This is a genomic window from Pseudomonas sp. CP-1 (assembly GCF_021213715.1).
Taxonomy (GTDB): domain Bacteria; phylum Pseudomonadota; class Gammaproteobacteria; order Pseudomonadales; family Pseudomonadaceae; genus Pseudomonas; species Pseudomonas aeruginosa.
The window spans coordinates 367148-389988 of sequence record NZ_JAJQKY010000002.1 but is presented as its reverse complement, the minus strand read 5'-3'; the positions used below and the strand labels follow the sequence as shown (position 1 = coordinate 389988).

Annotated in this window: 19 protein-coding genes; 2 read left to right on the top strand and 17 right to left on the bottom strand. The window is 65.0% G+C overall.

Annotation, left to right across the window (positions count from 1 at the left end):
- Positions 1-63: 63 nt before the first annotated feature.
- Both yedE and yedF read left to right on the top strand, forming a co-directional pair.
- Positions 64-1290: a selenium metabolism membrane protein YedE/FdhT gene (gene yedE, locus LT948_RS05660; protein ID WP_023111456.1), complete on the top strand. Its 1227-nt coding sequence runs from the start codon at positions 64-66 to the stop codon at positions 1288-1290.
- Positions 1256-1504, top strand: coding sequence for a sulfurtransferase-like selenium metabolism protein YedF (gene yedF, locus LT948_RS05655; protein ID WP_003092358.1), 249 nt, complete (start codon positions 1256-1258; stop codon positions 1502-1504). Before yedE ends, yedF begins: the two co-directional genes overlap by 35 nt.
- A 60-nt stretch (positions 1505-1564) precedes the next feature.
- Here the strand turns inward: yedF and ispD are convergent, their stop codons facing one another.
- The 17 genes from ispD to rseP form a co-directional block, all read right to left on the bottom strand.
- Positions 1565-2269, bottom strand: a complete 705-nt coding sequence (ispD, locus tag LT948_RS05650) for a 2-C-methyl-D-erythritol 4-phosphate cytidylyltransferase (protein WP_023097297.1) — start codon at positions 2267-2269, stop codon at positions 1565-1567.
- A gap of 19 nt (positions 2270-2288) precedes the next feature.
- A complete protein-coding gene (gene ftsB / locus LT948_RS05645) occupies positions 2289-2573 on the bottom strand; it encodes a cell division protein FtsB (RefSeq protein WP_003098569.1) in 285 nt (94 codons plus the stop codon).
- Positions 2574-2637: 64 nt separating this feature from the next.
- Complete coding sequence (gene eno / locus LT948_RS05640) at positions 2638-3927, bottom strand: phosphopyruvate hydratase (RefSeq protein ID WP_232197072.1); 1290 nt, start codon at positions 3925-3927, stop codon at positions 2638-2640.
- 45 nt (positions 3928-3972) lie between these two features.
- Positions 3973-4818, bottom strand: coding sequence for a 3-deoxy-8-phosphooctulonate synthase (kdsA, locus tag LT948_RS05635; RefSeq protein ID WP_003092365.1), 846 nt, complete (start codon positions 4816-4818; stop codon positions 3973-3975).
- Between the two features lie 2 nt (positions 4819-4820).
- The gene (locus tag LT948_RS05630; RefSeq protein ID WP_003092366.1) at positions 4821-6449 is read right to left on the bottom strand and encodes a CTP synthase; all 1629 of its coding nucleotides are present in this window, start codon (positions 6447-6449) and stop codon (positions 4821-4823) included.
- A 170-nt stretch (positions 6450-6619) separates the two neighbouring features.
- A complete protein-coding gene (tilS, locus tag LT948_RS05625; protein WP_023092573.1) occupies positions 6620-7948 on the bottom strand; it encodes a tRNA lysidine(34) synthetase TilS in 1329 nt (442 codons plus the stop codon).
- A 69-nt stretch (positions 7949-8017) separates the two neighbouring features.
- Complete coding sequence (accA, locus tag LT948_RS05620; RefSeq protein WP_003109333.1) at positions 8018-8968, bottom strand: acetyl-CoA carboxylase carboxyl transferase subunit alpha; 951 nt, start codon at positions 8966-8968, stop codon at positions 8018-8020.
- A 149-nt stretch (positions 8969-9117) separates the two neighbouring features.
- On the bottom strand, positions 9118-12639 hold the full coding sequence (gene dnaE / locus LT948_RS05615; RefSeq protein WP_003098578.1) for a DNA polymerase III subunit alpha: 3522 nt from the start codon (positions 12637-12639) through the stop codon (positions 9118-9120).
- Positions 12640-12768: 129 nt separating this feature from the next.
- A complete protein-coding gene (locus tag LT948_RS05610) occupies positions 12769-14184 on the bottom strand; it encodes an alanine/glycine:cation symporter family protein (protein ID WP_003092370.1) in 1416 nt (471 codons plus the stop codon).
- Positions 14185-14400: 216 nt separating this feature from the next.
- Complete coding sequence (gene rnhB / locus LT948_RS05605) at positions 14401-15006, bottom strand: ribonuclease HII (protein ID WP_003092371.1); 606 nt, start codon at positions 15004-15006, stop codon at positions 14401-14403.
- Positions 15006-16142, bottom strand: coding sequence for a lipid-A-disaccharide synthase (gene lpxB / locus LT948_RS05600; protein ID WP_019371538.1), 1137 nt, complete (start codon positions 16140-16142; stop codon positions 15006-15008). The genes rnhB and lpxB overlap by 1 nt, the downstream gene beginning before the upstream one ends.
- Before the next feature lie 3 nt (positions 16143-16145).
- Positions 16146-16922 carry an acyl-ACP--UDP-N-acetylglucosamine O-acyltransferase gene (gene lpxA, locus LT948_RS05595; RefSeq protein WP_003092373.1) on the bottom strand — a complete coding sequence of 259 codons (777 nt, stop codon included), beginning with the start codon at positions 16920-16922 and terminating at the stop codon, positions 16146-16148.
- On the bottom strand, positions 16919-17359 hold the full coding sequence (gene fabZ, locus LT948_RS05590; protein WP_003092375.1) for a 3-hydroxyacyl-ACP dehydratase FabZ: 441 nt from the start codon (positions 17357-17359) through the stop codon (positions 16919-16921). Before fabZ ends, lpxA begins: the two co-directional genes overlap by 4 nt.
- A gap of 45 nt (positions 17360-17404) precedes the next feature.
- Positions 17405-18466 carry a UDP-3-O-(3-hydroxymyristoyl)glucosamine N-acyltransferase gene (gene lpxD, locus LT948_RS05585; protein ID WP_003092378.1) on the bottom strand — a complete coding sequence of 354 codons (1062 nt, stop codon included), beginning with the start codon at positions 18464-18466 and terminating at the stop codon, positions 17405-17407.
- On the bottom strand, positions 18466-18972 hold the full coding sequence (locus LT948_RS05580; protein WP_003098586.1) for an OmpH family outer membrane protein: 507 nt from the start codon (positions 18970-18972) through the stop codon (positions 18466-18468). The genes lpxD and LT948_RS05580 overlap by 1 nt, the downstream gene beginning before the upstream one ends.
- A 50-nt stretch (positions 18973-19022) precedes the next feature.
- Positions 19023-21407 (bottom strand): outer membrane protein assembly factor BamA, encoded by a 2385-nt coding sequence (bamA, locus tag LT948_RS05575; RefSeq protein ID WP_003098590.1) that lies wholly within the window; start codon positions 21405-21407, stop codon positions 19023-19025.
- A 70-nt stretch (positions 21408-21477) separates the two neighbouring features.
- Positions 21478-22830: a sigma E protease regulator RseP gene (gene rseP / locus LT948_RS05570; RefSeq protein ID WP_009313536.1), complete on the bottom strand. Its 1353-nt coding sequence runs from the start codon at positions 22828-22830 to the stop codon at positions 21478-21480.
- Between the last annotated feature and the right edge of the window lie 11 nt (positions 22831-22841).

Below are 22841 nucleotides of genomic sequence, written 5' to 3'. Positions count from 1 at the left end.
TTTCGCCGCTGCGATAGACTTGGCGGTTTCCCGCTCCACCCGCTATCGATTCAAGGAAGTCGCATGTCTGCCCTCAATGCGTTTCGCCAACGCTACCTGGTGAGGTTCTGGTCGCCGCTGCCGGCGCTGGTCGCCCTCGGCGTCGCCTCCGCCTACTACTTCGCGCTCACCGGCACCTTCTGGGCGGTGACCGGCGAATTCACCCGCTGGGGCGGCCACGTGCTGTCCTGGTTCGGCTACCAGCCACAGGACTGGAGCTACTTCAGGCTGATCGGCCTTCAAGGCACGCCGCTGGACCGGATCGACGGAGTGATGATCATCGGCATGTTCCTCGGCGCCCTGTGCTGCGCCCTCTGGGCCGGCAACGTCAGCCTGCGCTGGCCGACCAGCAAACGCCGCCTGCTGCAGGGCCTGGTCGGCGGTATCGTCGCCGGCTTCGGCGCGCGCCTGGCGATGGGCTGCAACCTGGCGGCGTTCTTCACCGGTATCCCGATGTTTTCCCTGCACGCCTGGGCCTTCATGTTCGCCACCGTCGGCGGCGCCTGGATCGGCGTGAAGATCAGCCTGCTGCCGTTCCTGCGCACGCCGCTGAAAGTCGGCGCCACGGCCAGCGCCCTGCCCGACGCCGAAAGCCTGGCCCGACGCACACGCCTGCAGGCCCGCCTGGGCCTGGCGGTGCTGGCGCTCGCCGCGCTGTTCGCCGCCTGGCGCTTCGAGGTATCGCTGGTGCTGGGCATGGCCTGCCTGTTCGGCCTGCTGTTCGGCGGCCTGATCGAGCGCGCGCAGATCTGCTTCACCAGCGCCGCACGGGACCTCTGGACCACCGGCCGGACCCGCGCCGCCTTCGGCATCCTGCTCGGCATGGCGGCCGCCTGCATCGGTACCTTCGCCGCGATCCGCCTGGGCGTCGCGCCGAAGATCTTCTGGATGGGCCCGAATGCGATCATCGGCGGCATTCTCTTCGGCATCGGCATCGTCCTCGCCGGCGGTTGCGAGACCGGCTGGATGTACCGTTCGATGGAAGGCCAGGTGCACTTCTGGGTGGTCGGCATCGGCAACGTCATCGGCGGAACCCTGGTGGCGGTCTTTTGGGACCAGTTGGGTACCCGCCTAGCCCTGCCCTATCCCAAGCTCGACCTGCTGGAAAGCTTCGGGCCCGGCAACGGCCTGCTGTTGACCTTCGCCGGCCTGGCCCTGTGCCTGCTGCTGGTGCAACTGAACGCCTCCCGATTCACCCGACCGCGGAAACCGAACCATGAGCCAGACCGACAAACCGACCCTGTCGCTTGACCTGCGCGGCGAACATTGCCCGTACAACGCCATCGCCACCCTGGAAACCCTGGCGACCATGCAGCCGGGCGAACGCCTGGAAGTGGTCACCGACTGCTCGCAATCGGTCCACGGGATTCCCGAAGATACCCAGCGCCAGGGCTACAAATGCCTGGCGGTGGAGCAGCATGGCGCGCTGTTCCGCTTCCTCATAGAGGTGCCGCTGGAAAGCTGAACGAGCGAGCCTGCAACGACAAGAAAGCTGACCCGAGGGTCGGCTTTCTTGTGCCAGGGTTCAGTGCGGAAAACTGCGCTGCAGGCGCAGCAGGTCTTCCGGGGTGGTGATCTTCAGGTTGTCGGCGCGCCCTTCCACCAGTTTCGGCGCATAGCCGGCCCACTCCATCGCCGAAGCCTCGTCGGTGATCGCCACGCCGGCCACCAGCGCATCGGCCAGTGCCCGGTGCAGGGCGCCGAGGCGGAACATCTGCGGCGTATAGGCCAGCCAGACCACCGAGCGGTCGATGGTTTCGCTGACCCGGCCGTCGCGGTCGGAGCGCTTGAGGGTGTCCCTCGCCGGCACCGCCAGCAGCCCGCCGACCGGATCTTCGGCGAGTTCTTCGAGCAGGCGGTCGAGGTCGCCGCGGGTCAGGTTCGGCCGCGCGGCGTCATGCACCAGCACCCAGTCGTCGGCCTGTGCCCCCAACTCCAGCAGGCGCAGCAAGCCGTTCAACACCGAGCCGGCGCGCTCGGCGCCCCCGGCGGCGCGCTGCACATGCCGGCTGGCGGCGCAGTCCAGCCCGGACCAGTAGGGATCGTCCTCGGCCAGGCAGACCACCAGGCCCCTGAGCATCGGGTGTTCGAGGAAACAATCGAGGGTGCGCTCGATCACGGTGCGACCGGCAAGATCGAGATATTGCTTCGGGCGGTCGGCGCGCATGCGCGAACCCACGCCGGCGGCGGGGATCACCGTCCAGAAGGCGGGAAGGTCGGAAGTCGTCATCGGGAGAAGGGTCGTCAGCTCACTTGGCGAGCTGGTAGAGGGTTTCGCCGTCCTTGACCATGCCGAGCTCGTGCCGCGCACGCTCCTCGACGGTCTCGGTGCCTTTCTTCAGCTCGGCGACTTCGGCTTCGAGAATCCGGTTGCGCTCCAGCAGGCGCTCGTTCTCGCCATGCTGGTCGGCGATCTGCTTCTGCAGGTCGCGCACCTGCGCCAGGCTGCCATCGCCGACCCACAGGCGATATTGCAGGCCCGCCAGCGCCAGGATCAGCACCACGAACAGCCAGTAGGGGCTACGTAACCTCAAGCCTCGAACTCCTTGAGAAGAAAAGGGGTGGCTCTTGCCACCCCTTCACCGTACCAGACTAGGCTCAGCCGCGGAATTCCGCGCGACCACGGTACGGCGCCTTGGCGCCCAGTTGCTCTTCGATGCGCAGCAACTGGTTGTACTTGGACACGCGGTCGGAGCGGCACAGCGAACCGGTCTTGATCTGACCGGCGGCGGTACCCACGGCCAGGTCGGCGATGGTCGAGTCCTCGGTTTCGCCGGAGCGGTGCGAGATCACCGCGGTATAGCCGGCGGCCTTGGCCATCTGGATGGCCTCCAGGGTCTCGGTGAGCGAACCGATCTGGTTGAACTTGATCAGGATCGAATTGCCGATGCCCTTCTCGATGCCTTCCTTGAGGATCTTGGTGTTGGTCACGAACAGGTCGTCGCCGACCAGTTGGACCTTGGCGCCGATCTTGTCGGTCAGGCCTTTCCAGCCGGCCCAGTCGGACTCGTCCATGCCGTCCTCGATGGAGATGATCGGGTAGCGCTGGGTCAGGCCGGCCAGGTAGTCGGCGAAACCAGCGGCGTCGAATACCTTGCCTTCGCCTTCCAGGTCGTACTTGCCGTCCTTGAAGAATTCGCTGGAGGCGCAGTCCAGGGCCAGGGTCACGTCGTCGCCCAGCTTGTAGCCGGCCTTCTCGACGGCCTCGGCGATGGCGGCCAGGGCGCCTTCGTTGGACGACAGGTTCGGCGCGAAGCCGCCTTCGTCACCGACGGCGGTGTTCAGGCCACGGGCCTTCAGCACGGCCTTGAGGTGATGGAAGATCTCGGCGCCCATGCGCAGCGCCTCGGCGAAGTTCTTCGCACCGACCGGCTGGACCATGAATTCCTGGATATCGACGTTGTTGTCCGCATGCTCGCCGCCGTTGATGATGTTCATCATCGGCACCGGCATGGAGTACTGGCCGGGAGTGCCGTTGAGGTCAGCGATGTGCGCGTACAGCGGTACGCCCTTGGCCTGTGCGGCGGCCTTGGCGGCAGCCAGGGACACCGCGAGGATCGCGTTGGCGCCCAGCTTGGCCTTGTTCTCGGTGCCGTCCAGCTCGATCATCGCGTGGTCGAGGGCTTTCTGGTCGGCCGCGTCCTTGCCCAGCAGCAGGTCGCGGATCGGGCCGTTGATGTTGGCCACGGCTTTCAGCACGCCCTTGCCCAGGTAACGGCTCTTGTCGCCATCGCGCAGCTCGAGGGCCTCGCGGGAACCGGTGGAAGCACCGGAAGGCGCGCAGGCGCTGCCGACGATGCCGTTGTCCAGGATCACGTCCGCTTCAACGGTAGGGTTGCCGCGGGAGTCCAGGACCTCACGGCCCTTGATGTCGACGATCTTTGCCATTCTTGTTAACACTCCGAAGTGAATGAACGGGGCGGTCTGAGGAGACTAGGCAGTCTCGATTGCAGGAAAGCTCTTGATCAGCTCGTCCAGTTGCTTGAGCTGGGACAGGAAGGCTTCGAGTTTGTTCAGGCGCAGCGCGCACGGACCGTCGCACTTGGCGTGCTCGGGGTCCGGATGGGCCTCGAGGAACAGCCCGGCGAGCTTCTGGCTGAGCCCGGCCTTGGCCAGGTCGGTGACCTGGGCGCGCCGGCCGCCGGCGGAGTCCGCGCGACCGCCGGGCATCTGCAGGGCGTGGGTGACGTCGAAGAATACCGGGTACTCGAACTGCTTCATGATGCCGAAGCCGAGCATGTCGACCACCAGGTTGTTGTATCCGAAGGAGGAGCCGCGCTCGCAGAGGATCAGGCGGTCGTTACCGGCTTCCTCGCACTTGGTCAGGATGTGCTTCATCTCCTGGGGCGCGAGGAACTGGGCCTTCTTGATATTGATCACCGCGTTGGTCCTGGCCATCGCCACCACCAGGTCGGTCTGCCGCGAGAGGAAGGCCGGCAGCTGGATGATGTCGCAGACCTCGGCCACCGGCTGGGCCTGGAACGGCTCGTGGACATCGGTGATGACCGGCACCTTGAAGGTCTTCTTGATCTCTTCGAAGATCTTCATTCCCTCTTCCAGGCCCGGGCCACGGAACGAGTGGATCGAGGAACGGTTGGCCTTGTCGAAGCTGGCCTTGAACACATAGGGGATACCGAGTTTCTCGGTAACCCGTACGTATTCTTCGCAGACCTGCATGGCCAGGTCGCGCGACTCCAGCACGTTCATGCCGCCGAACAGCACGAACGGCAGGTCGTTGCCGATCTGGATATCGCCGACGCGAACGATCTTCTGTGCCATGCTCAGGCCTTCCCGGAATATTTCAGCGCGGCGTTGACGAAACCGCTGAACAGCGGGTGGCCATCACGCGGTGTGGAGGTGAATTCCGGGTGGAACTGGCAGGCGACGAACCACGGATGCTCCGGGGCCTCGACCACTTCCACCAGGGCGCCGTCGCCGGAGCGGCCGGAAATCTTCAGGCCGGCCTGTTCCAGTTGCGGCAGCAGGTTGTTGTTCACTTCGTAGCGATGGCGATGGCGCTCGACGATCACGTCCTTGGCATAGCAGTCGTGCACCAGGGTGCCGGTCTGCAGCTGGCACTCCTGGGCGCCCAGGCGCATGGTGCCGCCCAGGTCGGAAGCTTCGGTGCGGATCTCGGTGGCGCCGGTCGCGTCCTGCCATTCGGTGATCAGGCCGACCACCGGATGGCCGCTGGACTTGTCGAACTCGGTGGAGTTGGCGTCGCTCCAGCCGAGCACGTTGCGGGCGTATTCGATGACCGCGACCTGCATGCCCAGGCAGATGCCCAGGTAGGGGATCTTGTTCTCGCGGGCGTACTGCACGGTGCTGATCTTGCCTTCCACGCCGCGAAGGCCGAAGCCGCCCGGGACCAGGATGGCGTCGACGCCTTCCAGCAGGCTGGTGCCCTGCTGCTCGATGTCTTCGGAGTCGATGTAGCGCAGGTTGACCTTGGTGCGGCTCTGGATGCCGGCGTGGGTCATCGCCTCGATCAGCGACTTGTACGCGTCCAGCAGTTCCATGTACTTGCCGACCATGGCGATGGTGACTTCACGCTCGGGGTTGAGCTTGGCATCGACCACGCGGTCCCATTCGGACAGGTCGGCCTGCCCGCACTCCAGGCCGAAGCGCTCGACGACGATGTCGTCCAGGCCCTGGGCATGCAGCACCGACGGGATGCGGTAGATGGTGTCGACGTCTTCCAGGGCGATCACCGCGCGCTCCTCGACGTTGGTGAAGAGCGCGATCTTGCGCCGCGAGGAGACGTCGATCGGGTGGTCGGAACGGCAGACCAGCACGTCCGGTTGCAGGCCGATGGAGCGCAGCTCCTTGACCGAGTGCTGGGTCGGCTTGGTCTTGGTCTCGCCGGCGGTGGCGATGTACGGGACCAGGGTCAGGTGCATCAGCATCGCGCGCTTGGCGCCGATCTCGACGCGCAGTTGGCGGATCGCCTCGAGGAACGGCTGCGACTCGATGTCGCCGACGGTGCCACCGATCTCCACCAGGGCGACGTCGGCATCGCCGGCGCCCTTGATGATGCGCCGCTTGATCTCGTCGGTGATGTGCGGGATCACCTGCACGGTGGCGCCCAGGTAGTCGCCGCGGCGTTCCTTGCGCAACACGTCCATGTAGACGCGGCCGGTGGTGAAGTTGTTGTTCTGGGTCATGGTGGTACGAACGAAGCGCTCGTAATGGCCCAGGTCCAGGTCGGTCTCGGCGCCGTCCTGGGTCACGAAGACCTCACCGTGCTGGAACGGGCTCATGGTGCCCGGGTCCACGTTGATGTAAGGGTCCAGCTTGAGCATCGTGATCTTCAGGCCACGCGCTTCCAAGATCGCAGCCAGAGAAGCCGAAGCGATGCCTTTCCCCAATGAAGAAACAACACCACCCGTGACGAAGATGTAGCGCGTCATGAAAAACCCTAGAAGTCAGCGTTTAGGCGGGATCAACCGCCGGGGATTCGGAGAAGGGAGGCCAGCTCCCGCCACGGACAAATCCGTGGGCAAAGCAAACTCCTGCTGATTCCGGAGGGAATCGGCGGGAGCAGTACAAGACGGGAGCGTAGTCTACTGGAAACGGCTTACTAGCTCAAACCCGGGTCGTTCGTCGGCGGGCTCCAGGACAGTCGCCAGCCCCCCTCGCGGGGACTGTCCAGGCCAGGAATGTTGGCCACCGCGAGCAGTTCGTCGGCTCGGAAGAGCAGCGGCAAACGACCGCGCAGGAAGCTCGGTACGCCCGCTTCGTTGAGCAATCGCTTGAGGTCGCGGCGACCGCGCCCGGCCAGGGCCAGCACCTCCCCACCCCGCCGGTAGTCGACGCGCAACGGTCCCGCCGGAATCTCGCCGAGCAACGCCAGCCGGCCATTGCCGGGAAGAAGCAATGGATGAGCGGGACGCTCCCAGACGAACGGTCCCGCCGCTGCACGCCAGTCCGCCGGCAACCACCAGATCCGCCCCGCGCCGCGACGCAACTCGCCGCTCTCCAGGCGCCAGATCGGGTCGGCATCGTCGCCGGCATCGCGCAACGACTCCCAGCCGGCCCAGTGGTCGCTGTCCGGCAACCGCGTCAGCTGTCCCAGCCAGGCCCGCAGCAGGTTGCGCTGGCGCGCAGCGCTGAGGCGGCGCAGAGGCTCCAGGGCGATCCGGGGCAGATCCAGCCAGTCCGGCCAATCCAGTTCCGAGGGTTGGCGGCAGGCCCGGAGGTCGATGGCGGCCAGTTCAGCCAGCAGGTCTTCGGCCTCGCGCAGATGCGCCGCGCAGCGCGCCATGCCGGCGACGGCCTGCGGCCAGTGGGAGGCGAGACGCGGCATGATCTCCCGGCGCAGATAGTTGCGCGAGAAGCGCGGATCCTGGTTGGAAGGATCCTCCACCCAGTCCAGCCGGTGCGCCTGCGCATAGGCTTCCAGTTCGGCGCGGGAAACCCCGAGCAAGGGGCGGCACAGGCGGCCGCCGCCCAGCGACCGGCTCGCCGGCATCGCCGCCAGGCCGCGCAGGCCCGCTCCACGCAACAGGCGGAACAGCAAGGTCTCGGCCTGGTCGTCGAGGTGCTGCGCGGTGAGCAGCACCTGTCCCTCGCCCAGGTTCGCCTGGAATGCGCGATAGCGGGCGTCGCGCGCCGCCTGCTCGATGCTGCCGCCAACGGCGACCTGCACCCGCTCGACCCGCAGCGGGATACCCAGCGACCGGCAGACCGCCTGGCAGTGCGCCGGCCAACCGTCCGCCGCAGCCTGCAAGCCATGGTGGACATGCAGCGCCGACAGCGCCGGCAAGGCTTCGCTCCGGGCCAGTTGGGCGAGCAGATGCAGCAACACCGTGGAATCCAGCCCGCCGGAAAACGCCACGCACCAGCCCCCCGCTTCGCGCCAGGGCGCCAGGGCCTGTAACAGACGGGATTCGAGCGGCACCGCCGGCATGCTTGCGCTCCTCATGCGACAAGCCCGGCGAATGCCGGGCTTGTCGATCGTACCAGTGCGCCGGATGGTTTACGGCGCGCCGTAGCTCATCAGGCGGTCGTAACGACGCTCCAGCAACTCACCCATTTCCAGGCCCTGGAGCATCTTCAGTTGCGCCAGCAGTTCGCCACGGATCGATTCGGCCATGCTCGCCGGATCGCGATGGGCGCCGCCCAGCGGTTCGTCGATGACCTTGTCGACGATGCCCAGGCCTTTCAGGCGCTCGGCGGTGATGCCCATGGCCTCGGCGGCTTCCGGCGCCTTCTCGGCGGTCTTCCAGAGGATGGAGGCGCAGCCTTCCGGCGAGATCACCGAGTAGGTGGAGTATTGCAGCATGTTCAACTGGTCGCAGACGCCGATGGCCAGCGCGCCGCCGGAACCGCCCTCGCCGATCACGGTGGCGATGATCGGCGTCTTCAGTCGCGCCATCACCCGCAGGTTCCAGGCGATCGCCTCGCTCTGGCCGCGTTCCTCGGCATCGATCCCCGGGTAGGCGCCGGGCGTGTCGATGAAGGTCAGGATCGGCATCTTGAAGCGTTCGGCCATTTCCATCAGGCGGCAGGCCTTGCGATAGCCTTCCGGACGCGGCATGCCGAAGTTGCGCCGGACCTTCTCACGGACTTCGCGGCCCTTCTGGTGGCCGATGACCATCACCGGGGAACCGTCGAGGCGGGCAACGCCACCGACGATCGCCGGGTCGTCGGCGAAATGCCGGTCGCCGTGCAGTTCCTCGAAATCGCTGAACAGGTAGCCGATGTAGTCGAGGGTATAGGGACGCTTGGGATGGCGCGCGAGCTGGGCGATCTGCCAACTGGACAGATTGCCGAAGATGTTTTCGGTGAGCGCCTTGCTCTTGTCCTGCAGACGCGAGATTTCGTCGCTGATGTTCAGCGCATTGTCGTTGCCCACCAGGCGCAGCTCTTCGATCTTGGCTTGCAGGTCGGCGATCGGCTGTTCGAAATCAAGAAAGTTCGGGTTCATAGGCTTCCGTCGTGCGCAGATTCTAGTGGGCCGTTTCCGTTTGGCGCCCTACCTTACGGGATCGGGCGCCAGGGGTCGAGCCGGGAGCAAGGGCGATCCGCGTTTTCCCGCCGCAGAGCGCGGAACAACGGCGTTATCGCCCATCGCGATTAACGATAATTGAGGAAGACGTTGTCGCGCCCGAACTGGTCACGCAATGCCTGGATCAGATCGTCCGCCGGATCCACCCGCCAGCTCTCGCCGAACTGCAGCAGGGCCTTGGCGTCGGCGCTGGTGTAGTCCAGGGTGATCGGGCAGGAACCGCGATGGCGGTTGAACAGCTCGCCCAGCCAGCGCAGGCGATCGCCCTTCAACAGGTCGGCGTGCAGCTTCATCCGCAGGCTCTCCGCCAGGCCGGTACGCGCCTCCTCCAGGCTCATCACGCGCTTGGCGCGCAGGCGCAGTCCGCCGGAGAAGTCGTCCTGGCTGACCTCGCCCTCGACCACCACCAGCGCGTCGGTCTGCAGCAGCGACTGGGCCGCGGCGAAGGCTTCGGAGAACAGCGAGGCCTCGATCCGTCCGGAGCGGTCGTCGAGGGTGACGAAGCCCATCTTGTCGCCCTTCTTGTTCTTCATCACCCGCAGGTTGACGATCAGCCCGGCCACCGTCTGGGTATCGCGCGCCGGCTTCAGCTCGACGATGCGCTGGCGGGCGAAGCGCCGCACCTCGCCTTCGTACTCGTCGATCGGATGGCCGGTCAGGTACAGGCCGAGGGTGTCCTTCTCGCCCTTCAGGCGTTCCTTGAGGGTCAGCTCCTTGACCTTGCGGTGGTTGGCGTAGACATCCGCCTCCGGCTCGGCGAAGACTCCGCCGAACAGGTCCATGTGCCCGCTGTCGTGGCTGCGCGCGGTCTGCTCCGCGGCCTGGATCGCTTCCTCCATCGCCGCCAGCAGCACGGCGCGGTTGAGGTCGACGGTAGCCTGGTAGGCCTTTAGCTCGTCGTGGTAGTGCGGCCCCAGGCGATCCAGCGCACCGGCGCGGATCAGCGCTTCCAGGGTGCGTTTGTTGATGCGCTTGAGGTCGACGCGGTCGCAGAAGTCGAACAGGGTGTTGAACGGCCCGCCTTCGGCGCGGCATTCGGTGATCGCCTCCACCGGCCCCTCGCCGACGCCCTTGATCGCACCCAGGCCATAGACGATCCGGCCATCGTCGTCGACGGTGAAGCGGAACTCGGAGTTGTTCACGTCCGGCGCCACGATGCGCAGCTTCATGTGCCGGCATTCTTCGATCAGCGTCACCACCTTGTCGGTGTTCTGCATATCCGCGGTGAGTACCGCGGCCATGAACGGCGCCGGGAAGTGGGTCTTCAGCCAGGCGGTCTGGTAGGAGACCAGGCCGTAGGCTGCCGAGTGCGACTTGTTGAAGCCGTAGCCGGCGAACTTTTCCACCAGGTCGAAGATGTTGCCCGCGAGATCGGCATCGATGCCGTTGTTCTTGCAACCCTCGATGAAACCGCCGCGCTGCTTGGCCATTTCCTCGGGCTTCTTCTTGCCCATCGCCCGGCGCAGCATGTCCGCGCCACCGAGGGTATAGCCGGCCATGACCTGGGCGATCTGCATCACCTGTTCCTGGTACAGGATGATGCCGTAGGTGGGCTTGAGCACCGGCTCCAGGCCGGCGTACTGGTAATCGGGGTGCGGATAGGACAGCTCGGCGCGACCGTGCTTGCGGTTGATGAAGTCGTCCACCATGCCCGACTGCAGAGGACCCGGGCGGAACAGCGCCACCAGTGCGATGAGGTCTTCCAGGCAGTCCGGCTTGAGCTTCTTGATCAGCTCCTTCATGCCACGCGATTCGAGCTGGAACACCGCAGTGGTCTCGGCCTTCTGCAGCAGCGAATAGGTCGGCTTGTCGTCCAGCGGGATGAAGTCGATGTTCACCGGCTCCAGGCCCTTCTTGGCCTGCTCGCGGTTGATGATCTCCATCGCCCACTTGATGATGGTCAGGGTCCGCAGGCCGAGGAAGTCGAACTTCACCAGGCCGGCCGCCTCCACGTCGTCCTTGTCGAACTGGGTCACCAGTCCGCCGCCTTCCTCGTCGCAGGCGATCGGCGAGAAGTCGGTCAGCTTGGTCGGCGCGATCACCACGCCACCGGCGTGCTTGCCGGTACCGCGAGTGATGCCTTCCAGCTTGAGGGCCATCTCCCAGATCTCGGCGGCTTCCTCGTCGCTCTTGAGGAAGTCGCGGAGCATTTCTTCCTGCTCGTAGGCCTTATCCAGGGTCATGCCGACTTCGAACGGAATCATCTTCGACAGCCGGTCGGCGAGACCGTAGGACTTGCCCTGGACCCGCGCCACGTCGCGTACCACCGCCTTCGCCGCCATGGTGCCGAAGGTGATGATCTGGCTCACCGCGTTGCGCCCGTAGGCGTCGGCCACGTAGTCGATCACCCGGTCGCGGCCCTCCATGCAGAAGTCGACGTCGAAGTCGGGCATGGAGATCCGTTCCGGGTTGAGGAAACGTTCGAACAGCAGGTCATAGGCCAGCGGATCGAGGTCGGTGATCTTCAGCACGTAGGCCACCAGCGAGCCGGCGCCCGAGCCCCGCCCGGGGCCTACCGGTACGCCGTTGTTCTTCGCCCACTTGATGAAGTCCATCACGATGAGGAAGTAACCGGGGAAACCCATCTGGATGATGATGTCGAGTTCGAAGTTCAGGCGATCGACATAGACCTGGCGCTTGGCCTCGTAGTCCGGGGTGTCCTTCGGCAACAGCACCTCCAGGCGCTCCTCGAGACCTTCGAAGGAGGCGTGCCGCAGGTAGTCGTCGATGCCCATGCCATTGGGCGTGGGGAAGTCCGGCAGGAAGTACTTGCCCAGTTGCACCTCGATGTTGCAGCGCTTGGCGATCTCGACGGTGTTTTCCAACGCTTCCGGCAGGTCGCTGAACAGCTCGGCCATTTCCGCCGGCGACTTCAGGTATTGCTGGTCCGAATAGGTACGCGGCCGCCGCGGATCGTCGAGGGTCCGCCCCTCGCCGATGCAGACGCGGGTCTCGTGGGCCTCGAAGTCTTCCTGCTTGATGAAGCGCACGTCGTTGGTCGCCACCAGCGGCGCGTTACAGCGTGACGCCAGAGCCACCGCCGCGTGGAGGTGCTCCTCGTCGTTGACCCGGCTGGTACGTTGCACTTCGACGTAGAAGCGCTCGGGGAACACCTCCATCCACTCGCGCAACAGCGCCTCGGCCTTGGCCTCCTCGCCGTCGAGCAGCGCGTGGCCGATCTCGCCTTCCTTGGCCGCGGACAGCGCGATCAGGCCTTCCGCCGCCTCCTTGACCCAGTCGCGCTCGATGATGATCTCGCCGTTGCGCTGGCCTTCGCTCCAGCCGCGGGAAATCAGCTCGGTGAGGTTGCGATAGCCCTTCGCGTTCATCGCCAGCAGGCTCAGGCGGCTGAGCGGGCCATCTTCCTCGCGGCTGGCGAGCCAGATGTCGGCCCCGCAGATCGGCTTGATGCCGGCGCCCATGGCGGTCTTGTAAAACTTCACCAGCGAGCACATGTTGCTCTGGTCGGTGACCGCCACCGCCGGCATGCCCAGCCCCGCCACCGCCTTGGCCAGGGGCTTGACCCGGACCAGGCCGTCGACCAGGGAGAATTCGGTATGCAGACGCAGGTGAACGAAGGATACGGTCATGAAGGCCCCGGAGCAGAAATAACGCAAAAACGACAAGGCCCGGATTGTACCGGGCCCGGTGGCAAAGCTACAGGTTCAAGAGCGGACGATGCGCCTCCGCTGCGCCGAGAAACGTCGCCCGCCCCGCGCTCAGGCGCGGCGATCGTCCCAGATGCCCGGTTCGAGCTTCTGCTGGACTTCGGGGAACTGGCTGGCGTCGAAGGTCGGCAGCTTGCCGGCCTTGCGCTGGGCGTTGTAGTCCTTGGCCAGCTTGATCGCGAGGTTGGACAGCAGCAGGATGGCGATCAGGTTGGTGATCGCCATCAGGCCCATCGACACGTCGGCGAGGTTCCAGACGAACGGCAGCGAAGCCAGCGCGCCGAACATCACCATCGCCAGCACGATCAGGCGGAAGATCAACAGGCCCGCCAGGTGGTTGTGCTCGAGGAATACCAGGCAGTTCTCGGCATAGAAGTAGTTGGCGACGATCGAGGTGAAGGCGAAGAACAGGATGATCACCGCCAGGAAGTAGCGGCCCCAGTCGCCGACCTGGCTGGTCAGGGCATTCTGCACCAGCATGATGCCCTCGCCTTCCTGCGGTCCGGCCAGCAGGATGATGGCGGCGGAAGCGGTGCAGATCAGCAGGGTATCGATGAACACGCCGGCCATCTGCACGTAGCCCTGGGACGCCGGGTGCGGCGGATAGGGCGTGGCCGAGGCGGCGGCGTTGGGCGCCGAGCCCATGCCTGCTTCGTTGGAGAACAGGCCGCGCTTGAAGCCGTTGAGGATCGCCGCGCCGATGCCGCCGGCGGCGGCCTCGTGCCAGCCGAAGGCACTCTTCACCACCATCGCCAGGACGCCCGGCAGTTCGCTGAGGTTGAACAGGATGATGCCCACCGCCAGCAGCAGGTAGGCCACCGCCATGAAGGGTACCGCCAGTTCGGAGAAGCGCGCGATGGAGCGCAGGCCGCCGAAGATGATCAACGCGGTGAGGATCACCACGGCGATGCCGCTGATCCAGGTCGGCACGCCGAAGGCGCCCTGCATGGCACCGGTGATGGTATTGGCCTGTACCGAGTTGAAGACGAAACCGAAGGCGATGATCAGGAAGATCGAGAACAGGATGCCCATCCAGCGCGCGCCCAGGCCCTTCTCCATGTAGTAGGCCGGGCCACCACGGAACTGGCCCTTGTCGTCGCGAATCTTGAACAACTGGGCCAGGGTCGCCTCGACGAAGCCGGTCGCCATCCCCACCAGGGCGATCGCCCACATCCAGAACACTGCGCCGGGACCGCCGAGCGTGATCGCTACCGCCACGCCGGCGACGTTGCCGGTACCGACCCGCGCCGCCAGAGAGGTGCAGAGCGCCTGGAACGAGGAGATTCCCGAGTCGTCCGACTGGCGGCTGCCCTTGAGCACGCTGAAGGTATGGCCGAAGTGGCGGAACTGGATCAATCCCAGGCGCACAGTGAAGTACAGGCCGCAACCGACCAGCAGCCAGATGAGGATCTTGCCCCAGATAAGGCCGTTGAGCAGGTCGACGACCTGAGTGGCGAATTCTTGCATGGATAACTCCCCTGTTCCGCTTATGGCGGATTGTTGTCAGCCGACCTCCCGGGTAGAAGGCCGCGTGTTTCGGACACACACGGAATGACGTGCGAGCCGAAGGAAATTTCGCTGTGAATGGTACCTGGCAGGAAGGGGCAGGACTTTCCGCTATTGACGCCGCTCACCGCTTGTCACCAGGCGACGGATACGGTCAGTCACGCGACATCCGCTCAATTATTGAACAGGGACATCCAGCAATTCGCGAACCGGAGCAAACGAGCGTCGATGGATCGGCGTCGGGCCGAGACGGGAAAGCGCCTCGAGATGGACCGCGGTCGGATAGCCCTTGTGCCCGGCCATGCCATAGCCCGGATAGACCCGGTCCAGCTCGACCATTTCCCGGTCGCGACTGACCTTGGCCAGGATCGACGCCGCGGCGATCGCCGGTACCTGGCTGTCGCCCTTGACCACCGGCGCGCTGGGCACCGCCAGTTTCGGACAGCGATTGCCGTCGATCAGGGCCAGCCGCGGAGTCACGCTGAGGCCTTCGACCGCGCGCTGCATGGCGAGCATGGTGGCATGCAGAATGTTCAGCCGGTCGATCTCCTCGACCTCGGCGCGGGCGATGCACCAGGCCAGGGCCTTCTCGCGGATCTCTTCGAACAGCGCCTCGCGGCGGGCTTCGCTGAGCTTCTTCGAGTCGTTCAGGCCGAGGATCGGGCGGCTCGGGTCGAGAATCACCGCGGCGGTGACCACCGGACCGCACAACGGACCGCGACCAACCTCGTCGACGCCCGCGACCAGATCCTCCACCAGATTGAAATCCAGGCCCAGTTGCATCAGCGGCGCTCCACCAGTTGCAGGACGGCTTCCGCCGCCTGTGCCGAAGCATCCTGGCGCAAGGCCCGATGGATGGCATCGAAGAATTCCACCTGCTGCGAGCCGTCGTCCAGCAGCGGCGAGAGGGTTGCGGCCAGCGCTTGCGGGGTGGCGGAGTCCTGGATCAGTTCCGGCACCAACAGGCGCCCGGCCAGCAGGTTCGGCAGGGAGATGTAAGGGCTTTTCACCAGGCGCTTGAGAATCCGGTACGTCAGCCCGGCGACCCGATAAGCCACCACCATGGGCCGCTTGTAGAGCAGCGCCTCGAGGGTCGCGGTACCGGAGGCGATCAGCACCGCATCGCAGGCGGCCAACGCTTCATGGGAAGCGCCGTCGAGCAGCGTCAGCGGCAGAGGCTCGCGGCCCTGGAGCATCTGCTCGATCTGTTCGCGCCGTGCAGCGCTGGCGCAGGGCAGCACGAAACGCAGGCCCGGCCGTTCGACGAGCAGGCGCTGGGCGGTGTCGAGGAACAACGCGCCGAGCTTGCCGACCTCGCCGCCGCGACTGCCCGGCATCAGCGCCACCACCTGTCCGTCCGCCGGCAATCCGAGCCGCGCGCGGGCCGCAGCGCGATCCGCCTGCAGGGGAATGGTGTTGGCCAGGGGGTGGCCGACGAAACGCACGGGCACCCCATGCTCTTCGTAGAAACGTGCTTCGAAGGGGAACAATGCCAGCATCAGGTCGCAGGCTTCGCGAATCTTCAGCACCCGCTTCTGCCGCCAGGCCCACACCGAAGGGCTGACGTAATGCACGGTGCGCAGGCCAGCCTGGCGCAGCTTGTGTTCGACGCCGAGGGTGAAGTCGGGAGCGTCGATGCCGATCATCACATCCGGGCGGGCCTCGATGAGCGTGCGGATCAGGCGCTTGCGCCGTCGCAACAATTCCGGCAGCCGGCCCAGTACTTCGACCAGGCCCATCACCGACAGGCGCTCCATGGGGAAATAGCTGGACAGCCCTTCGGCCTCCATGCGCGGCCCACCGACGCCGATGAACTCGATATCCGGGTGCCGCGCCCGCAGCGCCTGCATCAGTCCGGACCCGAGGATGTCGCCGGAGGCCTCGCCGGCGACCAGGGCTACGCGTAATCCGTCAGCCATGGCTCAGCGGGTGATGCCGCGGGTTGCGCTCTGGATGGAATCACGGAACACCGCGACCTCGGGGAACTGGGCAGCGCTTTCGGCCAGCTCGGCCAGGGCTTCCTCGACGGTATGTCCCTGGCGATAGACCACCTTGTAGGCACGCCGCAGGGCATGGATGGCCTCGCTGCTGAAGCCGCGCCGACGCATGCCTTCGAAGTTCATGCTGCGGGCTTCGGCCGGGTTGCCGAAGACCGTCACGTAGGCCGGGACGTCCTTGCCGATGGCGCTGCCCATGCCGGAAAAGCTGTGCGCGCCGATCCGGCAGTACTGGTGCACCAGGGTGTAGCCGGACAGGATCGCCCAGTCGTCCACGTGGACATGCCCGGCCAGCGCCGTGTTGTTCACCAGGATGCAATGGTTGCCGATCACGCTGTCATGGCCGATGTGCGCATAGGCCATGATCAGGTTGTGGTCGCCAATGGTGGTTTCCGCGCGATCCTGGACGGTTCCGCGATGGATGGTCACGCCTTCGCGGATCACGTTGTGGTCACCGATCACCAGGCGCGTCGGCTCGCCCTTGTATTTCAGGTCGGGAGTATCCTCGCCGACGCTGGAAAACTGGTAGATGCGGTTGTGCTTGCCGATCTTCGTGGGGCCCTTGAGCACCACGTGCGGACCGATCACCGTCCCTTCACCGATCTCCACTTCCGCCCCGACGATGGACCACGGGCCCACCTGGACGTCAGCCGCCAGCCTGGCGCTCGGATCGATGATGGCGCGAGGATCGATCAAACTCATAGTTTGCGTTCCGCACAGATGATTTCAGCCGAGCATACCGGCTTGTCGTCGACGGTAGCGTGGCAGTCGAATTTCCAGATGCTGCGCTTCACGCTGATGAACTTGGCGTGCAGTTGCAGTTGGTCGCCCGGCAGGACCGGCTGGCGGAAGCGCAGCTTGTCCGAACCGACGAAGTAGTAAAGGGTGCCGTCGGCGGGCTTCACGTCGAGCATCTTGAAACCGAGGATACCGGCCGCCTGGGCCATCGCCTCGATGATCAGCACGCCCGGCATGATCGGGTGCTCGGGGAAATGTCCGTTGAAGAACGGCTCATTGATACTGACATTCTTGTAGGCGCGAATGCGCTTGCCCTCGATGTCCAGCTCTACCACCCGATCCACCAGCAGGAAAGGATAGCGATGAGGCAGGTATTCGCGAATCTCGTTGATGTCCATCATGTTAGGGGGAGCCTGTTCAGAAAAGGGTGACGCAAAAAACGTCAATTACGCATCAGATGAAGCGTCACCGCTTGAGGTCACGGCAGCCAGGCGTTTTTCCAGCTGCTGAAGTCGACGCGCCATGTCGTCCAGTTGACGAATGCGCGCGGCGCTTTTTTTCCATTCGGCCGCCGGTTGCATGGCGGTACCGGAGGAATACGATCCCGGCTCGGTGATCGAGCGGGTCACCATGGTCATGCCGGTCACGAAAACGTTGTCGCAGATCTCGATATGGCCGACCAGGCCAACGCCGCCGGCGAGCATGCAATGCCTGCCGATCTTGGCGCTGCCGGAAATGCCGACGCAAGCGGCCATGGCGGTATGATCGCCGATCTGCACGTTGTGCGCGATCATGATCTGGTTGTCCAGCTTCACACCGTTGCCGATCAGCGTATCGGACAGTGCTCCACGGTCGATGGTGGTGTTCGCGCCGATCTCGACGTCGTCGCCGATGGTCACCCCGCCGATCTGGGCGATCTTCTGCCAGACGCCCTTCTCGTTGGCGAAACCGAAGCCTTCGCCGCCGATCACCGCGCCCGACTGGATGCTCACCCGCGCGCCGATGGTGACGTCGTGGTAGAGCGTGACCCGCGGCGCCAGCCAGCCGCCTTCGCCGATCACGCTACGGGCGCCGATTACGCAGTGCGCGCCGATGCTGACGCCAGCGCCGATGCGGGCGCCGCTCTCGATCACCGCATAGGCGCCGACGCTGGCGCTCGGATCGACCTCGGCGTCCGCCGCGACGATGGCGGTGGGATGGATACCGGCGGCCGCCTTCGGTTTGCGATCGAACAGGTGCGACAGGCTGGCATAGGCCAGGTAGGGATTGGCCACCACCAGCGCGGTACCGGAGAACCCGTCGGCGTCGGCAGCCGTCAGCAGGACGGCGCCGGCACGGCTTTCGGGCAGGTACTTGCGATACTGCGGGTTGGCCAGGAAGCTCAGCTGAGCCGGTCCGGCCTCCTGCAAGGTCGCCAGGCCCTGGATCGGCAGGTCCGCGTCGCCACGGAGTTCCGCGCCGACATGCGCGGCCAGCTGGCCCAGGGTGTAGGACAAGGTGCTCATCATCAACGCAGCTGGTTCATCCGCTCGATCACCTGGCGGGTGATGTCGTATTGCGGCTTGACGTCGACCACGGCGCCACGCTCGATGACCATGTCGTAGCCGCCTTTCTTGATGGTTTCCTCGACGGCCTGGTCCAGCTTCGGCTTGAGCTTCTTCAGCATGTCGCGGTCGGCGGCGGCCTTCGACTCGTTCAGTTCCTTGGACTGGAACTGGAAGTCACGGGCCTTCTGCTTGAAGTCCAGCTCGGCCTTCTCGCGGTCGCCCTGGGACATCTTGCTGCCGTTGGAAACCAGCTTGTCCTGCAGCGCCTTGGCGTCGCGTTCGAGGTTCTTCAGCTTGTTCAGCTGGGGGCCGAACTTCTTCTCGGCATCCACGGCGTATTGCTTGGCGGCATCGGACTCGAGCAGCGCCATCTGGTAGTTGAGCACCGCGATCTTCATTTCAGCGAACGCCGAAGGAGCCGCCATGATGGCTGCGGTGATCAGGACGAACTGGGTGAACTTACGCACGATGCACTCCTGCACAAAGCATGGTTTCGTTACTCGGTACTACGTACAAATCAGAAGGTCTGGCCCAGGGAGAACTGGAAGACCTGGGTTTCCGCGTTGTCCGGCTTCTTGATCGGCGTCGCCAGGCTGAAGCTCAGCGGGCCCAGCGCGGTGATCCAGGTCAGGCCGACGCCCACGGAACTGGCGAGGTTGTCGGTCTTGATGCCGTCGCAGTTGGTGGTGGTCTTGGTCGGGCAGTCGGTATCGAAGGTGCTACCCACGTCCCAGAACAGCACGGTACGCAACTGGCGCTGGTCCTTGACGAACGGCAGCGGGAACAGCAGCTCGGCGCCGCCGGTGATCAGGATGTTACCACCGAAGGCTTCGGGATCCTGGTCCGGGTCGGTGTAGCGACCACGCTCATCAGGCCCAGGAATGATCTTCCCATCCTTGTAAGCCCTAGAGGGGGTACTACGAGGCCCCAGCGTGCTGTCCTTGAAGCCCCGCACCGAGTTGAAGCCGCCGGCGTAGTAGTTCTCGTAGAACGGCAGGCGCTCGGTGGATCCGTAGCCATCGCCATAGCCCAGCTCGGTGTGGAAGCGCATGGTGTAGTTGTCGGTCAGCGGGGCGAAGACCTGCCCGCGGTAGTCGATCTTGTAGAACGACAGGTCGCTGCCCGGCAGGGTGGTTTCCAGGGTCAGGCTCTGCGAGTGACCACGGGTGGCCAGCACGCCCTTGTTCAGGGTCGATTCGGACCAGCCGATGGAAGCCTTGAAGTTGGTGAAGTTGTCGCCTTCCTTGTCGAGGAAGTCGTAGATCTCGTCCACGGTGTAGCGGCCGGTGTCGATCTGGTCGCGCTGCACGCTCAGCCCATAGGTCAGGCGCGAGGTCTCGCTGATCGGGTAGCCGATGCTCATGCCGGCGCCCAGGCTGTTCACCGAGTAGCTGGCGACGTCGACGTCGAGTTCGTCGTAGTCGGTCTTCCGGTAGAAGGCGTTGTAGCCAAGGCTGACGCCGTCGACGGTCCAGTAGGGGTCGACGAAGCCGAAGTTGTAGCGGGTCTGGTATTCGCTGCGGGTCAGGCCGATGCTGACCTTGTTGCCGGTACCCAGGAAGTTGTTCTGGCTGATCGAGCCGCCGAGTATCAGGCCGGCGCTCTGGGCGAAGCCGACGCTGGCGGTGATCGAGCCGGAGGGTTGCTCTTCGACGCTGTAGTTGACGTCGACCTGGTCGTCGGTGCCGGGAACCGCCGGGGTCTCGACGTTGACTTCCTTGAAGTAGCCAAGGCGCTCCAGGCGGGCCTTGGACTGGTCGATCAGGTAGGTGGAGGCCCAGCCGCCTTCCATCTGGCGCATTTCGCGGCGCAGCACTTCGTCTTCGGTCTTGGTGTTGCCGCGGAAGTTGATGCGGTTGACGTAGGCGCGCTTGCCCGGGTCGACGACGAAGGTCACCGAGACGGTCTTGTCGTCGTCATGGGCTTCCGGCACGCCGTTGACGTTGGCGAAGGTGTAGCCCTCGTTGCCCAGGCGACGGGTGATCAGGTCGGAGGTGGTGGTCATCACCTTGCGCGAGAACACCTGGCCCTTCTGTACCAGCAGCAGGCGCTTCACTTCCTCTTCCGGCACCTTCAGGTCGCCGGTCAGCTTCACGTCGCGGATGGTGTACTTCTCACCCTCGTTGATGTTGACGGTGATGTAGACGTGCTTCTTGTCCGGCGTGATGGATACCTGGGTGGAGGCGATATCCATGTTGATGTAGCCGCGGTCCAGGTAATAGGAGCGCAGGCGCTCGAGGTCGCCGGAGAGCTTTTCGCGGGCGTACTTGTCGTCGTTCTTGAAGAACGACAGCCAGTTGGTGGTCTTCAGTTCGAACAGGTCGGTCAGGTCTTCTTCGGAGAAGACGGTGTTGCCCACCACGTTGATGTGGGAAATCGCGGCGACCGTGCCTTCGTTGATGTTGATCTTCAGCGCGACGCGGTTGCGCGGCTGCGGGATCACTTCCGCGTTGATCTCGGCCGAGTAGCGGCCCTGGGCCACGTACTGGCGTTGCAGCTCGTTGCGCACGCCTTCGAGGGTGGCGCGCTGGAAGATCTCGCCCTCGGCCAGGCCGGACTGTTTCAGGCCCTTGAGCAGGTCTTCCTTGGAAATCGCCTTGTTGCCCTCGATCTCGATGCTGGAGATCGACGGGCGCTCGACTACAGTGACTACCAGCACGTTGCCATCGCGGCCGAGCTGGATGTCCTGGAAGAAACCGGTCTTGAACAGGGAGCGGGTGGCCTGGACCAGGGCCTGGTCGTCGATGGTCTCGCCGACGTTCAGCGGCAGGGCGGCGAACACGCTACCGGCGGACACGCGCTGCAGGCCATTGACCCGGATATCGGAAACAGTGAAGGACTCGGCGTGAACCTCGGCGATCATCAGCGCTGACAGCAGCGCGGGTAGCAGAAAGCGTTTCATGGAGTCCTTTTTTTCCAACTGACAAATAGAGAATCTGCCGCAAAGGGCGGCAGATTCGAATTCAACATGACTACAGACGACTCAGATCGTTGACCAGAGCGAGCAACATCACGCCAACGACCAGACTGATGCCGATCTGCATCCCCCAAGCCTGTACCCGTTCGGATAATGGGCGCCCGCGCACCCACTCAACCAGATAGAACAGCAGATGCCCGCCATCGAGGACAGGGATCGGCAGCAGGTTGAGAACCCCCAAGCTAATGCTCAGATAGGCCAGGAAATTGAGAAAATCCCCCACGCCAGACTGGGCTGAAGCGCCCGCCACTTTAGCAATGGTTATCGGCCCGCTCAAGTTTTTTACCGAGAGCTCGCCGAGCAACATTTTCTTTATGGAGTCGAGCGTTAGCAGGCTCATGGTCCAGGTTCGGGAAAGCGCCTGACCCACCGCCTCCAGCGGTCCGTAGCTCACTTCGCGGAGCATTTCCGCCGGCCATTCGGTACCGGCGACCCCCGCCCCCATGTAGCCGCTCCGGGCCTTGCCCTCGCCGCGCACCGCCAGCTCTAGGGCAACATCCAGCACTTCGCCGTCGCGCAGTACCTTGAGCTGGACGCGCTGCCCGGGACGGGCACGGACGCTGTCCACCACCTGCTGCCAGTCGTCGACGGCGATGCCATCGATGCTCTGCAAGCGGTCGCCGAGCTTCAGCCCGGCGGCCTGCGCCGGCCCCTTGGGGTCGAGTTCGGCCAGCACCGGCGGCAAGGCCGGCCGCCAGGGCCGGATGCCCAGCGAGGCGATGGGATCGGGATTGTCCTCGCCCTTCAGCCAGCCATCCAGACGCACCTGGTGGGTGGAATCGACATTCGAGCCCTTTTCCTGCACCCGCACTTCCAGCGTACCGCTCTCGCCGAGACGGCGAACCAGCTGCAGGTTGACCCCGCTCCAGCCGGTGACGGGCTCGCCGTCCACCGCCAGCAGTTCCTGCCCGGCCTCCAGGCCGGCCTGGGCGGCCAGGCTCTCCGGCGCCACGGAACCGATGACCGGGCGCACCTGCTGGCTACCGAGCAGGGCGACGACCCAGAAGAACAGAATCGCCAGTAGGAAATTGGCGATGGGACCAGCCGCGACGATGGCGATCCGCTGACGGACCGTCTTGCGATTGAAGGACTGTTCGAGCAGATGGGCCGGTACTTCCGCCTCGCGCTCGTCGAGCATCTTGACGTAGCCGCCCAGCGGAATGGCCGCCACCACGAACTCGGTGCCGTGCCGGTCGTGCCAGCGCACCAGCGGCGTGCCGAAGCCGACGGAGAAGCGCAGGACCTTCACCCCGCAGCGTCGCGCGACCCAGAAGTGGCCGAATTCGTGGAACGTCACCAGCACGCCCAGGGCCACCAGGGTACCGACGATCATGTAAAGCGCACTCATCTCCTACCTCC